Raw genomic sequence first — 14,999 nt, 5'->3', positions numbered from 1 at the left:
GGCCGCGGTAGCCGAGGTATGAGCGACGCAGCGGCCCTCGCGGACCTGCGGACCGGCGCCGACTACCAGTTCGGCGCGGGCGCGGGCGACGCGCTGTTCCCCCCTGACGAGACGCTGACCCTCAGGCGGTCGAGCGGCGGCCGCCCCCGACAGGTGATCGTCGGCGACGTGGACGACGACCCCGGCAGCCCGGAGGGCGATCGGCTCGTCTCGTACGGCACTGACGGGCGGTTCACTCTCGGGATCGCCGGCGGAAACCGGCTCCGCGAGGCGTTCACGGCCCCGCGCCACCGGATGGTCGTCGGCGAGGAGAGCGAGCCGTTCGTCCGCGAGGGGCGCAACGCCTTCGCGAAGTTCGTGACCGCGGCCGACGACGGGATCCGCCCCGGCGACGAGGTGCTCGTGGTCGACGAGGGCGACGCGCTGTTCGCGGTCGGGCGGGCCGAACTCTCCGGGTCTGAGGCCGAGGCCTTCGAGAGCGGAGTCGCCGTGAAGGTGCGGAACGGGGCCGGGGGCGACGGGGACGAGGTCGACGAGTAGCGCACACTCACGATTTTTAAGACGACTTTTCAGGACCCGTGTGCGGTGGCGTGCGCCTCCGAGCGCCCTGATAAGGGCGTGAGGAGCGTCGCGCGAGGGACGCGGTGAGCGACGCGGGCGACCGGAGGGAGCCCCGAGCGAGGCGCGAGGCTGGGGAGGTGTGAGGCTGCGGTGCTGGGCGGTTCGGGGTGGGACTCAAAGGGGCAGCCGAGAGGCGGGCGCAGGCGACGTAAGTAGCGTGGCGCTACGCGCCACGGAAAGCCGGCGGCGAAGCCGCCGGCGACACCGCAAGGAGCGAACGCAGTGAGCGACTGAGGAGCGCAGCGAGCGTGCGCCCGCCTCTCGGCTGGGGCTTTAGAGGTCTTCACCGCAGAGTTACTGGCAACGGTTTATAAGCGATCGACGGTAGCCACTCGCGCTCTCGAATCACCGAATCGCCCAATCACTCATGACACGCCAACATATCGGGACCGACGGGTACACAAGCGGGCCGCGCCCACGACCGGGTATGGACGATATCGACGTCGAGCCGGTGGATCGCGTCGAGGAGCCGGAGAGCGAGGGAGACGGGAGCGACGGGAGCGCCGACGCCGACCCCGCACCCGACGACGCCGACCTCCCGACCGAGACGGACGCCGCCACGGACCTCCCGGTCGGCGTCGACGCCCCGGACTACGTCCTCTACGGCGGAAAGGGCGGGGTCGGGAAGACCACGATGGCGGCCGCGACCGGGCTCGCCTCGGCGGCTGGCGGGGTCAACACCTTGGTGGTCTCCACCGACCCGGCCCACTCCCTCTCCGACACCTACGAGACGGAGATCCCGGCCGAGCCGTCGCGGATCCGCGAGGAGATCCCGCTGTACGCCGCCGAGATCGACCCCGACGACGCGATGGAGGAGGGGATGTTCGGCGCCGACGGCGACCCTCTCGGCGGAATGGGCGAAATGGGGGACGCGATGGGCGGGATGATGGGCGGTGCGGGCGACGCGGACGGTCCCGCTGGCGACGAGGACGCCGACGCCGGCCTCGACTCCCTCCTCGGCGGCACGATGCCCGGCGCCGACGAGGCGGCCGCGATGCGCCAGCTGCTGGAGTACCTCGACGACCCCCGGTTCGACCGCGTCGTCGTCGACACCGCGCCGACGGGCCACACCCTCCGGCTCCTCCAACTGCCCGAGATCATGGACTCGATGATCGGCCGGGTGATGAAGCTCCGAAACCGCTTCTCCGGGATGATGGACGGGATCAAAGGGATGTTCGGCGGCGGGGGCGACGACCCCGACCCCTCCGCCGACCTCGACGAGCTCCGCGAGCGGGTCGAGCGCCTCCGGAGCGTGCTGCGGGACCCCGCGAAGACCGACTTCCGCGTGGTGACGATCCCCGAGGAGATGAGCGTCACCGAGTCGGAACGGCTCGTCGCGCGGCTCGACGAGTTCGGCATTCCGGTGAACACGCTGGTCGTCAACCGGGTGATGGAGGGCGTCGGCGACGTGACCGACGGGAGCGGGACCGCGATCGACCCCGAGTGGATCGTCGAGCCGAACCCGGACACCTGCGAGTTCTGCGCGCGCCGATGGGAGGTCCAGCAGGCGGCGCTGCGCCGGGCGACGGACCTGTTCCGCGGGCGCGACGTGAAGCGAGTGCCGCTGCTCGCGAAGGAGGTTCGCGGGGAAGCCGCGCTGCGGGTCGTGGCCGCGTGTCTGCGCTAGGGCTTGTCCTCCGACGGGCCGAATAACCCCTCTCGGACCCGCTCCGCGACCCCCGTGAGGTGCGCCTGTCCGAACGTCGCGACGACCAGCGCTCCCACGGAGTTGTACATCAGGTCGGCCACGGTGTCGTCGAGTCCGAACTGAGCGAGCGGCATCGAGATCCCCGTCTCGTCGGCGAGGATGTCGAGCCCGAACTCGAACAGCTCCCAGACGACGCCGAACGCGAGCACCACCACGAAGATGAACACGAACGCGAAGCGGGGCGGAATCCGGATCTCGTCGCTGTGGAGGTCGACCGCGCGCAGCGTCGTGTACCCCGCGCCGGCGACCAGCGAGGCCGACAGCGCGTGCGTGAGGTGGTCCCACCACGGGATCTGCGCGTAGAACCACGCCGACCCCAGCGTGTGGAGGAACACCGCCGACGTGATCCACACGCCGAGCCAGGGGTCGAGCGGGATGTCGTAGTTGCGTTCGAGCAGCGCCGGCACGAACGTGACGAACAGGCCGAGCCCGCCGTTGGTGATCGCCTTCGGCTGGCCGAACGCCGCGCCGTAGACGACGATGGCGGCGAGCAGGATCTGCATCGTCCTCGTGAGCCGGCGCTGTGTCCGCAGCGACGGCCGAGTGCGGAGGGCCCCGCGGACGCTCATCGGTGAACCACCCACCCTATCGCGCTGCGGAGCTGCGCCCCGCGTCGCCGGAAGTACGCGTCGAAGAGGACGCCGGCGACGAGCCCGGCCAGCGTCACGTAGATCCATTCGATCATCAGCGCCTCGTTCGTCGTCAGGAAGTTGGTGTCGAGCAGTCGGTCGGCGTTCCACCGGAGCACCGTCCACGCGGCCGCCGTCGCCATCGTCGTCAACACGACGAAAAGCACCGCGAACCAGTGGGTGACCCGTAGCGAGGTGAACATGTGGAGCTCGACGGTGAGGATCAGCGCGAACGCGGCGATCGAGAGGTACGTCGCGAACGTCCCGAGTTCGCCGCCGAGGAGCGCGCGAACCAGCACCGGCAACAGCGCGAGTCCGAGCACCTCCCACGGGAGCATCACCTGCGGGTCCCGCGCCGAGACCGCCGGCGCGACCACGACGGCAGTGATGGCGGCGACGAGGACCATCGGGAGGAGGTCGAACCCGAGCAGGCTCTCGACGAACACCCCCCCGAGCACCGCTATCATCGCCCACGCGATCACCGCGTTCGTCCGCCCGTTGCGGAACAGCCGCGCCACCCGGTCCTCAATAACGCCGCCGCCCGGAATACCCGGTTCGGGATCGACCGGATCGGTGTCAGACGGTTCGGGATCGACCGAATCGGAGTCGGCCGGACCGCCCCCGTCGACCTCGCCCTCGGAATCGCCGTCCGGGGCGTCCGCCGCGGATCGGTCGCTGTTCATACTCTTCTTCAGGCCGGCCCCCACTATAGGGGTTGTCTCCGCGACACGGCGAACGAACGCGCTTTTACCCGTCACGTCCCTCCCTTCGCTATGAACTGCCGGCGGTGTGGAACCCCGCTCCGTAAGCCCGGGGACTACTGTCTCACCTGTAACACCGCTAACGCTGACGCCGTCGTCGTCGAGTTTTCGACGGATCGCGCCCGCCTCACGATGCTCGACGAGGACGAGGTGGTCGGCGAGACGACCGTGACCACTCGCCCCGAGAGCGACGAGCAGCTGACCGAGATCCAGCTCCGCAACTTCGCCGGGCGCGTCGCCGACGAGATCCGCCGGAAGCGGCCCGACACCGTCTACGCCGCCGGCGTCCGAGAGCCGCTCCGCGAGACGCGGGCGCAGGTCCACCACGAGTTCTACCGCGTCCCCGACGCGGGCGTCGACGAGGGGCCCGCCGGCGATCGGGAGCGCGACCGCGAGAGCCCGGTCGTCTCGTGGGTGCTCGACCGCCGCGGCGACCGCGCGCTGGAGGTCGTCGAGACGCCGCCGCGCGAGAAGATCGGCGGGTCGCACTCGACGCTCATCGGCGACCGCAAGGGCCGGACGGCGGTCAGCACGGTCGCGCAACACCCCCACGTCAAGAAGATCGTTCCCGGTCCGATCGACGCCGGCGGCACCGGCTCCCGGACGGGGCTGCGCGCGAAGGCGACGCGGGCCGGGACCAACGGGAACGTCCGGCTCCTCCTGCGGGACGGCTCCAGCGTACAGGAGAACCGGATCGTCACCACCGCGATGGACCGCGAGACCGGCGAGCGCGTCCGCGAGGACCTCAACGAGGCGCTTCGGGACGCGGAACTGCAAGACTGACGGGTCGGGGTCGCGGAACGGTTCCCGCAGCCGACCGTCCGCGGCGACTCCCGGTAGGTATTTCCGCCGTCGCGCGCGATCGCTTATAAATGCTGAGCGACGTGATGGAGGATTACCTGAAGGCGATCTACGTCCTCCAGTCCGAGCAGGGGCCCCCCGTCTCCACGTCGGCGATCGCGGAGTATCTCGACAAGACCTCGCCGTCGGTCACCGACATGCTGGGCAAGCTGGAGGAGCGCGGGCTCGTCGAGCGCGAGCCGTACCGCGGCGCGGAGCTGACGGCCGAGGGCGAGGCGGTCGCCTTGGAGGTCGTCCGTCACCACCGGCTGCTGGAGGCGTTCCTCGCCGAGCGGCTCGACTACGACTGGAGCGAGGTCCACGAGGAGGCCGACGCCCTGGAACACCACATCTCCGAGGCGTTCGAGCGGCGCGTGGCGGAGGCGCTCGGCGACCCCGTCGTCGACCCCCACGGCGACCCGATCCCGAGCGCGGACCTCGAACCGGTCGACGAGGGGAGCGGCGCGCGCCTCGCGGACCGTGAGGAGGGCGACCGCGTGGTCGTCACCCGCGTCTCCGACCGCGACGAGGACGAACTGGCGTACCTCTCCGACGCCGGGATCACGCCGGGCACCGAGATCGAAGTCGTCGACGTCGCTCCCTTCGGAATGGTGACCGTGACGACGCCCACGGGCGAGCAGAGCCTCCCGGCCGAGATCGCCCGCTCGATCCGGGTCGAGGACGGCGAGTGATCCGGCCCGGGTCCCGACCGAACGCAACGCCGACCTCCACCGCCCACACTCGTACATCGGTGCGTATTCTTCGCCCGTGACCACCACGTTTCGTTCGCGAGGCTTTTCACGAAAACGACCCTCTCGAACGGTGTGAGTCTACTCGTAACGCTCGGCGCCGGCGTCGTCTTCGGGCTGGCGCTCGCGGCTCCGCCCGGACCGATGAACGCCGTGATCGCCGAGGAGTCGGTGCTCCGCGGTCGCCTCGCCGGCTTCCGCGCCGGCCTCGGCGCCGCGACCGCCGACGCGATCTTCTTCGTCCTCGCGTACGTCGGCGTCGTCGCGGTCGTGGAGTCGTTCCCGCTGTTGCAGGGCGCCATGGTCGCGGTCGGCGGCGTCCTGATGCTGTACTTCGCCGTCGGCGCGGCGCGGGGCGCGCGGGCGTCGTTCCGTCCCACCTCCGGCGACGAGCCCGTCGTCGAGGAGGGGAAGGGGTTCCGAAAGGCGCTGGTGCTCGCCCTGACGAACCCGTACCAAGTGCTGTTCTGGCTGACGATCGGGGTCGGGCTCCTCCGACCCGGCGAGCTCGACGTGCTCGCCAGGCTGCCCGTCGTCGGCGAGGACCTCGCCGGCACGCTCGTGGTCGCTACCGGCTCCCCGGCGCTCATCGGCGGGTTCTTCCTCGGCGTGCTGACGTGGATCGTGGGGTTCCCGACCGGACTCATCGCCGCCGAGCGCCGGATCGAGACGTTCGCGCCGATCGTCGCGGTCGGCTCCGCGATCGTGCTCGCCGGGTTCGGCGTCTACTTCCTCTACGACGCGGCGACGACGCTGGCGGTGCTCGGGATCTGAGCCCCCGAGGGCCGAAACCGCTCGAATGGCCGGACCGGCGCCGACGATCCGCATGGACAACGGCTTTCACCCGCCGGCTCGACCGCCCGATATGTTCGAGAAGACCACGTGGATCAAGCTCCCGCGCAACGTGCTCGTGGGCCACGGCGTCCTCGACGACCTCGGGGAAGCGGTCGGCGAGCTGTACCTCACGGGGCGGCCGCTGATCGTGACGAGCCCGACGCCGAACGACATCGCCGGCGACCGGGTACGCGCGCAGTTCGACGACCCCGCGACCGCCGTCGTCGAGGAGGCCTCCTTCGAGGCGGTCGAGGAACTCACCGAGACCGCGGAGGCGGTCGACCCCGGCTACCTGATCGCCCTCGGCGGCGGGAAGCCGATCGACATCGCGAAGATGGCCGCCGACCACCTCGGCGTCGGCTTCGTCTCCGTCCCCACGGTCGCGTCCCACGACGGGATCGTCTCGGGGCGCTCCTCGATCCCCGAGGGCGACACGCGCCACTCGGTCGCGGCCGACCCGCCGCTCGCGGTCGTCGCGGACACGACGCTGATCGCGGAGGCCCCGTGGCGGCTCACCACCGCGGGCTGTGCGGACATCATCTCGAACTACACCGCGGTGAAGGACTGGCGGCTCGCGCGCCGGCTTCGCAACGTCGAGTACAGCGAGTACGCGGGCGCGCTCTCGGAGATGACCGCGGAGCTGCTCGTCGAGAACGCCGACATGATCCGGCCCGGGTTAGAGGAGTCGGCGTGGGTCGTCGTGAAGGCGCTCGTCTCCTCCGGCGTCGCGATGTCGATCGCGGGCTCCTCGCGGCCCGCATCCGGCGCGGAGCACCTCATCTCCCACCAGCTCGACCGGACCGCGCCGGGGCGGGCGCTCCACGGCCACCAGGTCGGCGTCGCCTCGATCATGACCGAGTACCTCCACAGCGGCGAAAACGGGGAGTGGACCGCGATCCGCGACGCGCTCGCCGAGCTCGACGCTCCGACGACCGCCGCCGAACTCGGGCTCGACGACGCCGAGCTGATCGCCGCCCTCACCAGCGCCCACGAGATCCGCGACCGGTACACGATCCTGCAGGGCGGGATCAACGAGGCGGCCGCGGTCGAGGTCGCGACCGCGACGGGCGTCATCGATCGGTAGACCGGGGGGATCGCCCCGGCCGTCCGGAGGATCGTCCCGGCCGTCGGGAGTACCCGAAGCCGACTTATCGCTCCGTGCCCACCTCCCGATATGTCCACCGTTAGCGTTCGCGACCGGGCCAAGGACCGGGCCGGCGCAGTCACCGTGCTCCTCACCGTCGTCGGCTACGGCGCGGTCGGCGGCGTGTTCCTCGTCCCGCAGTTTCAGGCGCTGTTCCCCGATCTGACGCGGAGCACCGTCGATCTCTTCGCACACGCCATCGCCGCCGTCAACACCGTCACGATCGCCACGCTCTCGCTCGGGTGGTACTGGATCCGCAACGGCGAGGTGAAGAAGCACGCCGCGGCGATGACGACCTCTTTCGGCCTCATCCTCGTGTTCCTCGGGCTCTACCTCCCGAAGGTCGCCGGCGGCGGAACGCGGGAGTTCGTCCTCGATTCGGCGTACGCGTGGGTTCCCCTGTGGGACTGGGTCTACTACGCGTACCTGATCATGCTCGCGATCCACATCATTCTCTCCGTCGTCGCCGTGCCCGTCGTCCTCTACGCCGTCGTCCTCGGGCTCACGCACTCGGAGGCGGAGCTCCGGAACGAGACCCCGCACCGCCGGGTCGGCCGGATCGCCGCGAGCGCGTGGCTCCTCTCGCTCGTGCTCGGCGTCGTCACCTACCTCATGTTGAACCACGCGTACGACTCGACGTTCGCGGCCGCCGAGGCCGCGACGGCGCTCATTCCGACGATTCCCGTCGCTTAGACGCGTCCCTCTCACCGCGGATCCAGACCGGTTCCCCACCCCAATCCCGACCGGTGCCCCACCCCGTCGCCCCACCGAATCCGCCCCCGTCAGCCGCCATCGAAACGCTTGAGCCGCGCCACGATCACCCACACGCATGACCGACTGGATCGGCGACGCCTTCACGAGCGACGCCGGCTGGGACCACCTCGAATCACTCGTCGGCGTCGGCCACCGCATGGCCGGCTCCGACGGCGAGCGCGCCGGGCTCGAACTGACACGCGACGCGCTGACCGACGCCGGCGCGCGAAACGCGCGGATCGAGGAGTTCGAGATTCAGGGCTGGGAGCGCGGCGACAGCGAGGTCCGACGCGGCGACGAGATCCTCGCGAGCGGCCAAAACGCCTGCGTCGCGCTCCCGCGGAGCCCGAGCGGCGAGGCGACCGGCGAGTTCGTCGATCTGGGGTACGGCGTCCCCGAGGACTTCGAGGAGGACCTGACGGGGACGGTCGTAATGGTCTCGTCGGACACCCCAGACTCCGTCGACCGGTTCGTCCACCGCCGCGAGAAGTACTACCACGCCGTCGACGCCGGCGCCGCGGCGTTCGTCTTCGCGAACCACGTCGAGGGGACGCTGCCCCCGACCGGGAGCGTCGGCACCGCGGACGCGCCGATCGGCGAGATCCCGGCCGTCGGCGTCTCGAAGGAGACCGGCGCGCGCCTCGCGCGCCGACGCGAGGGCGAGGACCTCACCGTCGCCGTCGACTGCGAGACCGCCGAGGCGACGAGCGGGAACGCGGTCGCCGACCTCGGCCCCGACACCGACGAGTTCCTCGTCGTCTCCTGCCACGTCGACGCCCACGACCTCGCGGAGGGCGCGATGGACAACGGCGCCGGCACGGCGACGCTCGTCGAGGTCGCCACCGCCCTCGCGGCCCGGGAGGACGAACTCGACACCAGAGTGCGGTTCGTCGGCTTCGGCGCCGAGGAGGTCGGGCTCGTCGGCTCCTCCCGGTTCGCCGCGGGCGTCGACCCCGACCGCGTCAAGGCCGTCGTCAACGTCGACAGCAACGTGTTCGGCCGCACGCTGAAGCTCGATCACCACGGGTTCGACGCGCTGGAGGCGGCCGGCGAGCGCGTGAGCGACCGGTTCGACCACCCGATCGCGCTCGGCGGAGAGCTGGTCCCCCACAGCGACCACTGGCCGTTCGTCGAGCGCGGGATCCCCGGCTACATGGTCTCCGGGGAGACGGAGGGGCGCGGCCGCGGCTGGGGCCACACCGGCGCGGACACGCTCGACAAGCTGGAGTCGCGGAACCTCCGCGAGCAGGCGATCCTCCTGACGGAACTCGTCGTCGACCTCGCCGGCGACGGCGTGTCGACCGCGCGGAAGCCGACCGACGAGATCGCGAGCGCACTCGAACGGGAGGGAAAGGCGACCGGGATGAAGATCACCGGCGACTGGCCGTTCTAGCCGCGCGCGCCGCGAACCGGGGGGTTTTCACTCCCGCCGGTCGCATCTCCGGACATGGAAGCGTCGGAACGCCGCGTCGCCGTCGTCGGCGACGACGAGGTTGCGTCGGAACTCCGAGACGCGGTCCGAGACGCCGGGGGACGGCTCGCGAGTCCCGAGCGCCAGAGCGCCGAGTCTGGAGCGAACGCAGAGACGGGAGCGGTCGCCGAGGCGAAGGCGGTCGGTGACGGCGACGCGACTCTCCTCGTGGCGGTCGGGGAGGCGGCGATCCGGGACGCGGTCGTCGCGGCGCCGGACGGGACGGTGATCCCGGTCGCCGATCGCCGGCTCGCGTTCGACCGTGACGACGCGGCGGACGCCCTCCGTCGGCTCCTCGACGGCACCGAGGCGAACGACTCCGTCAGGCGCGTCACGCATCCGGTCCTCGCCGTCGACGGCGGGGGAGTCACGTCGGTCAGGGCCGCGTTCGACGTGGCCCTCGTCACCGACGAACCGGCCCGGATCTCGGAGTTCGCGGTCGAGTTCTCCCGCGGTCGAGACGAGTCGGTCCGCGCCGACGGCGTCGTCGTCGCGACGCCGCTGGGGAGCGACGGGTACGCGAACGCCGCCGGGGGTCCCCTCGTGGAACCCGACGGCGGGCTCTCGGTCGCGCCGATCGCCCCGTTCAGCACCCGCACGGACGCGTGGGTCGCGGCGGATCGGGTTCGGCTCACCGTCGAACGGGAGGGCGAGCCGATCGCGCTCGTGGTCGACGGGGAGCGACGGAGCGCGGTCGAGCCGCACCGACCGATCGAGATCGAGGCGGTCGATCGGGTCGCGTTCGCGGTGCCGAGGGGGCGTCGCGAGCGCGCTGATCGGAAACACTCTAATAACTCGTGACCGGATGTGTGGGTATGGACCCACTGCAGTTCCTCGTTCCGCTCGGCTGGCTGTCCGAAGTCGGACCGATGCTGCCGTACGCGATACTCGTGATGGCGGTCGCGAACCTCGCGACCCGGCACATCGCGCACCGGCACCACGTCGAACAGGGGAGCGACAACGACAGCGTCGATCCGTACACTCCCCACGCGTTCACGAACATCGGGCTGATGCTCCTGACGTTCCTGTTCGTGCTCGAAGCGCCCGTCAGCGGGACGATCCTCGGGGTTATCGCGGTCACGATGTTGATCGCCGACCTGTTCGAGCTCGAGGCGCGCAACGTCGAGGCCCGCAACGACATGCCGATCGAGGCCCCGAAGAGCTCGATCGCCGCCTCGCTGCTCCTGATGGTGTTCGTCGCCTACTACTCGCTGTTCTTCCTCGTCTCGGGGATCTGGAACCAGTTCGTCGTCGCGTAGACGAGCGCGATCCGGCGAGTCGGGCTCATCTTCGACCGAGGTCGATCGAGAGTGCTGAAGCACCGGTAACGGCGAGCGATAACGGGAGTGGGTGTTTCAGAACCACGACAACGATACAGTATTTAAACTATCGTGAGCGCCAGCAGCATCTACTTATAAATGCGGTGCGGTGGCGCGCGCCTCCGAGTGGCCGCCCTCGGCGGCCGCGAGGAGCGCGTGCGAGGGAGCCCGCGGCCGCCTTGGCGGCCGCGGCGAGGCTGGGGAGGTGTGAGGCTGTGCGGTTGGGTGGGGTTCAAAGGGGCAGCCGTGAGGCGGGCGCAGGAGACGTAAGCACCGCAACGAAGGAGCGATAGCGACTGAGTGAGGAGCGCAGCGAGCATGTGCCCGCCTCACGGCTGGGGCTTTGGAGAGCATCACCGCAGGGCCGTCAATCACCTATAAATAGCCGACAAAACACCAAAACTCGACTTATAAATAACCACGCTATCACAGTGATTCACCCACTCCCGCAATCGGTCAGGGAGCGGCCGTTTCGGACGAGAATCTGACTGGTGGGCGAGGAACGACAGGGCCGGCTCGTGCAAACTGCGCAGTTCCGAACGCCTCCTCGATCCGGCACCGAGACCTCCGGGCTGGAGTCAAACGCACGGCGAAGTCGACAGAAGGCCGAACGGATCGAACCGTGGAGTCGACACCATGACGGAAAACGGGGGGCAGAGGGTGAAAAACCGAGGAGAAACGGTCGCGGTCAGTTCGCGGCGTCGGCGTCGCCGCCGATCATGTCGCGGAGTTGGCGGCTCAGCGGGATGAACACCCAGAACGTGAGCGCGCCGAGGATCATCAGCCAGAACGACGCGTCGCCGACGACCAACCCGATCTCGCCGTAGGCCGTGTTGACCCCTTCGGCCGGATTAACGAGTTGGACGACGTCGTAGTACGAGGGCGTCCGATACCAGCCGCCGAAGGTGAGCCATCCGAGACCGCCGAGCGTGAACAGGGTGAACCCCTTCATGAACTCGTCTGCCATTATCTCAGGTTTCGCTGGAATCGCCTTGAGGCTTTCCCATCCCTTGCCCGCGGAACCGCGTGCCGAGAACGTACACCGCCGTTCCCGCGACGAGGAACCCGATCCCGGTGATCGCGAGGACCGCGACCAGGAGGTCGTCGGACGGGTAGAGCCCGGCGTTGTTGAGCAGGTAGACGATCGTCGTCCGGACGAAGCTGATCTGCAGCGTCGCGGCGTCGATCAGCGTGAAGCCGATCAGGTACGCGATCACGGCGGCGAGCGTGGAGAAGACGGTGACGGCCTTGTACAGCCGAAACGGAACGACGATCTCCCGACCGTCGGGACCGACGCGCGGCCCGGTCGGTTCGTTTCGCGGGTCCTCTTCGGCGTCCTTCGCGACCGGGTCCCCGGTCTCGTCGAACGCCTGTGTGTCGTCGTGGTCGGGTGGTGGTGACATCGGTGAACGGTGACCGCAAAATCGATGGTCCGTCGGCCGGTTACTTCGGGGGGCGCAACATGTAGTACCGCCGATTCAGGTCGTACATGTACCCTTCACGCATGGTCTTCAACACCGCGTAGGTGATGATCCCGCCGAGCACGGGCAGGATGAACGTGAGCGTGATGAGCAGGTCGAGCGAGATCGGGAAGAAGTTCTGGATCGCGAGCGCCGCGAGCGTGAACGCCAGGATGACGCCCGTCACGCCGACGGCGGCCCAGAACGGCTGCTCGACGGGTCGGCGTGCGCTCCCCTTGTTGAGGAACGGCACGAGCCCGATAACGCCGAAGATGATCCCGTGGGCGATGATCCCGAGGAACTCGTTCCCTATCGCGATGTTGCCGTCGAGCACGGCCAGCTCGGGGTTGAGCGGATTGAGCTTCAGCAGCCCGAACGACCAGTAGAGGTACCAGTCGGGGAGGATGATCGCCGGCGTCGAGCCGGGGTTCGCGGGCTCGCCGAAGTGCGCCGGCATCAGCGCCGCGACGAGGAGCATGATCCCGACGAAGAAGCTCGTGATAGCGAGGTTCCGGAGCGTCTCGTGGGGCCACGTCGGGAAGCCGAGCACGTCGCGCTCGACGTACGTCGACTCGGCGCGGAGGTCCTCGTCCTCGCGGCGGGAACGCTCGAAGTACTGGTAGGTGAGCTGTGCGAGCCCCTGCGAGCGCTCTTTGCGATCCGACCAAGTGGGGGTCTCGTCGTCCGGCGGTACGGTGGCCGGCGGACCGCCGTCCGTGCGCGCTTCGTCGTCGGTACCTCCGTCCGTCATGGGGGTGTCGTCGTCGGTCATTGGATTAGTGCGGCTCCGCGATTCCCTGCACCCAGACGATGCCGACGTGGAGGGCGATGAGGCCAGTCACCACGAACGGCAGCACGAAGACGTGCAGGATGTACATTCTCACGAGCGTCGCCTGTCCGAGCGTGAAGCCGCCGAACAGGAGCTGTGCCGCCCACTCGCCCACGATGGGCGTCGCGAGCGCCATCTCGACGCCGATCTGTGCGGCCCAGTAGGACAGCTGTTTCCACGGGAGCACGTACCCGGAGAAGCCGAACAGCAGCGTCAGTCCGATGAGGACGATCCCGAGGATCCAGTTGACCTCGCGGGGCTCCTTGTAGGAGCCGGTGAAGTACACGCGAAGCATGTGGAGGAACACCGCCGCCACCATGAACTGGGCGGCCCAGCGGTGGATGGAGCGGAGCATGTACCCGAACTGCACGTCCGTCATGATCATCACGAGCGAGTCGTACGCGGCCGTCGGGTCGCCCTGCGCGGCGGCGCCGGCGGTCGACGGGGAGTAGTAAAACCCGAGCAGCGCGCCGGAGACCGCGGCGACGAGGTACGCGACGATCGATAGCGACCCGAGCGAGTACAGGGGGTACCAGTACCAGAACTTGTTGTCGAGGTCGTACTGTTCCGTGTGGCTCTTCGGCATCTGGAGGTTCGCGCGGTAGTACATCGTCTCCAGTAGCTCGAGGTAGTCGACGATGCGGAGCCGCTTGTCGAGCCAGATGAGCGTGGTGAGGAACGCGGTCTCGATGACCGTCAGGTCCTGATTTTTAAGCCACGCGTTGTGGTCCATCTCGTCTTGTTTTTTGAGGCTCATTGTCAGTTACTTCTTGTAGTACGGGTAGACGGCCCGTTTGAGCGTCTCGGCCAGGTTCCCGGTGTCGACCCCGACGCCGTCTTTCTCCTCCTCGCGGACGTAGAGGTCCTCCCACTTGCGGCGGCGCTTCTTTACGATCATCACGTCGGGCAGGAACTCCTTGCGGTACAGGAGGAGGATAAAGGCGAGGTCGATGAATATCATCGCCAGCAACGCGCCGGCGAACATGTTCCCGAATTCCGTCGAGGCCCACGCGGACATGAGCCCGTAGACGAACAGAGAGACGAACACGACCTCGATGATCGTGAGAAGCACGATCGCGATCGCGGCGGCGGTGCTCTCGCGAGCGGGCTCGTACCGGTGGATGTCGCCGTACGAGGAGCCCCCGGAGCTCATTGTCTCCCCCCATGGCCGGTGTGGGCCGACTCGCCGTACTTCAGGAGGTAGAAGGTGAACACGAAGGTCAGCGCGATACCGAGTATTGCCGCGACGCCGACCCAGTGGGCGTGCAGCGGGACGCCGACTTTGGCGATGTTCTCCGGCCACCCCGTGTTCCCGCCGGTTTCGACGGTGGGGACGTCCTCACCGACGGCGATACCGGCGTGCATCCCGACCGCGTCGTGGGGCGAGCAATGGTAGTGAGTGATCCCCGCGTCCTCCTCGGTCACTTCGTACTCGTAGGTGTATCCTTCCTCGCCGACGGGGTCGCCGCTGTCGAGGGACGCCTCGCCCTCGACCGTCACGACGTTGTGGTCGCCGCCGTTCCCGGTCCACTCGAACGTGATCGTCGTGCCGGTGTCGACCCACAACTGGGTCGGGGCGAACGCGAGGCCGCTGTCGCCCGCGCCGACTTCGACGGTGACCTCGCTCTCGCCGCGGGCGTCCTGGTACTCCCCGAGGTTTCCGCCGGTGACACCGCTCGGCCAGTCCGGTTCCGCCTCCTGTGCGGCGGCCGTCCCGGTTGCCCCGGCACCGGCCGCGGCCACGGCGGTCGCACCGCCGGCCGTGCGCACGAATTCCCGCCTTTTCATACAGGTTCACTCGGGACGGGGTGCGCTTAAACCCACCGACTGAACCCGTTGACGCGGAGGGGTTTACAAGGCCTGTGTCCCGCGATATCGGCG

The 14,999-nt window shown here is 69.1% G+C and carries 18 protein-coding genes; 10 read left to right on the top strand and 8 right to left on the bottom strand.

Annotation, left to right across the window (positions count from 1 at the left end; translation table 11 throughout):
- The first annotated feature begins 18 nt into the window (after positions 1-18).
- Positions 19-540 (top strand): PUA domain-containing protein, encoded by a 522-nt coding sequence (locus FGL94_RS00300; RefSeq protein WP_144919837.1) that lies wholly within the window; start codon positions 19-21, stop codon positions 538-540.
- 508 nt (positions 541-1,048) lie between these two features.
- Positions 1,049-2,248, top strand: a complete 1,200-nt coding sequence (locus FGL94_RS00295; RefSeq protein WP_144919835.1) for an ArsA family ATPase — start codon at positions 1,049-1,051, stop codon at positions 2,246-2,248.
- On the opposite strand, the gene FGL94_RS00290 is transcribed toward FGL94_RS00295, so the two are convergent.
- A complete protein-coding gene (locus tag FGL94_RS00290) occupies positions 2,245-2,898 on the bottom strand; it encodes a hypothetical protein (RefSeq protein ID WP_144919833.1) in 654 nt (217 codons plus the stop codon). The genes FGL94_RS00295 and FGL94_RS00290 overlap by 4 nt on opposite strands.
- The gene (locus tag FGL94_RS00285) at positions 2,895-3,641 is read right to left on the bottom strand and encodes a hypothetical protein (protein ID WP_186313299.1); all 747 of its coding nucleotides are present in this window, start codon (positions 3,639-3,641) and stop codon (positions 2,895-2,897) included. Before FGL94_RS00285 ends, FGL94_RS00290 begins: the two co-directional genes overlap by 4 nt.
- 90 nt (positions 3,642-3,731) lie before the next feature.
- Here FGL94_RS00285 and FGL94_RS00280 point away from each other — a divergent pair, with 90 nt between their 5' ends.
- From FGL94_RS00280 to FGL94_RS00245, 8 genes are all read left to right on the top strand, one after another.
- The gene (locus FGL94_RS00280) at positions 3,732-4,502 is read left to right on the top strand and encodes a DUF2103 domain-containing protein (RefSeq protein ID WP_144919831.1); all 771 of its coding nucleotides are present in this window, start codon (positions 3,732-3,734) and stop codon (positions 4,500-4,502) included.
- Between the two features lie 89 nt (positions 4,503-4,591).
- Complete coding sequence (locus FGL94_RS00275) at positions 4,592-5,251, top strand: metal-dependent transcriptional regulator (RefSeq protein ID WP_144919829.1); 660 nt, start codon at positions 4,592-4,594, stop codon at positions 5,249-5,251.
- Between the two features lie 132 nt (positions 5,252-5,383).
- Positions 5,384-6,082, top strand: a complete 699-nt coding sequence (locus FGL94_RS00270; protein ID WP_144919827.1) for a LysE family translocator — start codon at positions 5,384-5,386, stop codon at positions 6,080-6,082.
- Between the two features lie 91 nt (positions 6,083-6,173).
- A complete protein-coding gene (locus FGL94_RS00265; protein WP_144919825.1) occupies positions 6,174-7,226 on the top strand; it encodes an NAD(P)-dependent glycerol-1-phosphate dehydrogenase in 1,053 nt (350 codons plus the stop codon).
- 90 nt (positions 7,227-7,316) lie between these two features.
- Positions 7,317-7,979 carry a DUF420 domain-containing protein gene (locus FGL94_RS00260; RefSeq protein WP_144919822.1) on the top strand — a complete coding sequence of 221 codons (663 nt, stop codon included), beginning with the start codon at positions 7,317-7,319 and terminating at the stop codon, positions 7,977-7,979.
- A gap of 136 nt (positions 7,980-8,115) precedes the next feature.
- Positions 8,116-9,432, top strand: coding sequence for a M28 family peptidase (locus tag FGL94_RS00255; protein WP_144919820.1), 1,317 nt, complete (start codon positions 8,116-8,118; stop codon positions 9,430-9,432).
- A gap of 54 nt (positions 9,433-9,486) precedes the next feature.
- On the top strand, positions 9,487-10,311 hold the full coding sequence (locus FGL94_RS00250) for an NAD(+)/NADH kinase (protein WP_144919818.1): 825 nt from the start codon (positions 9,487-9,489) through the stop codon (positions 10,309-10,311).
- A gap of 14 nt (positions 10,312-10,325) precedes the next feature.
- Positions 10,326-10,769: a DUF7313 family protein gene (locus FGL94_RS00245; protein ID WP_144919817.1), complete on the top strand. Its 444-nt coding sequence runs from the start codon at positions 10,326-10,328 to the stop codon at positions 10,767-10,769.
- 748 nt (positions 10,770-11,517) lie between these two features.
- On the opposite strand, the gene FGL94_RS00240 is transcribed toward FGL94_RS00245, so the two are convergent.
- From FGL94_RS00240 to FGL94_RS00215, 6 genes are read right to left on the bottom strand one after another with little or no spacing between them, the layout of a single operon-like run.
- Positions 11,518-11,796, bottom strand: a complete 279-nt coding sequence (locus FGL94_RS00240; RefSeq protein ID WP_144919815.1) for a DUF7314 family protein — start codon at positions 11,794-11,796, stop codon at positions 11,518-11,520.
- Positions 11,797-11,800: 4 nt separating this feature from the next.
- The gene (locus tag FGL94_RS00235; protein ID WP_144919813.1) at positions 11,801-12,232 is read right to left on the bottom strand and encodes a DUF7315 family membrane protein; all 432 of its coding nucleotides are present in this window, start codon (positions 12,230-12,232) and stop codon (positions 11,801-11,803) included.
- A 40-nt stretch (positions 12,233-12,272) separates the two neighbouring features.
- Positions 12,273-13,061, bottom strand: a complete 789-nt coding sequence (locus tag FGL94_RS00230; RefSeq protein WP_144919811.1) for a cytochrome b family protein — start codon at positions 13,059-13,061, stop codon at positions 12,273-12,275.
- 4 nt (positions 13,062-13,065) lie between these two features.
- Positions 13,066-13,875, bottom strand: a complete 810-nt coding sequence (locus tag FGL94_RS00225) for a cytochrome b (protein WP_144919809.1) — start codon at positions 13,873-13,875, stop codon at positions 13,066-13,068.
- A 6-nt stretch (positions 13,876-13,881) separates the two neighbouring features.
- Positions 13,882-14,271, bottom strand: a complete 390-nt coding sequence (locus tag FGL94_RS00220) for a DUF7318 family protein (RefSeq protein ID WP_144919807.1) — start codon at positions 14,269-14,271, stop codon at positions 13,882-13,884.
- Entirely contained in the window at positions 14,268-14,906 is a 639-nt protein-coding gene (locus tag FGL94_RS00215) for a halocyanin domain-containing protein (protein WP_144919805.1), read from the bottom strand. Before FGL94_RS00215 ends, FGL94_RS00220 begins: the two co-directional genes overlap by 4 nt.
- Between the last annotated feature and the right edge of the window lie 93 nt (positions 14,907-14,999).

Source organism: Halorubrum salsamenti (assembly GCF_007671685.1).
Taxonomy (GTDB): Archaea; Halobacteriota; Halobacteria; order Halobacteriales; family Haloferacaceae; genus Halorubrum; species Halorubrum salsamenti.
The sequence above is the reverse complement of the archived record's forward strand: the minus strand, read 5'-3'. Positions and strand labels throughout refer to the sequence as shown.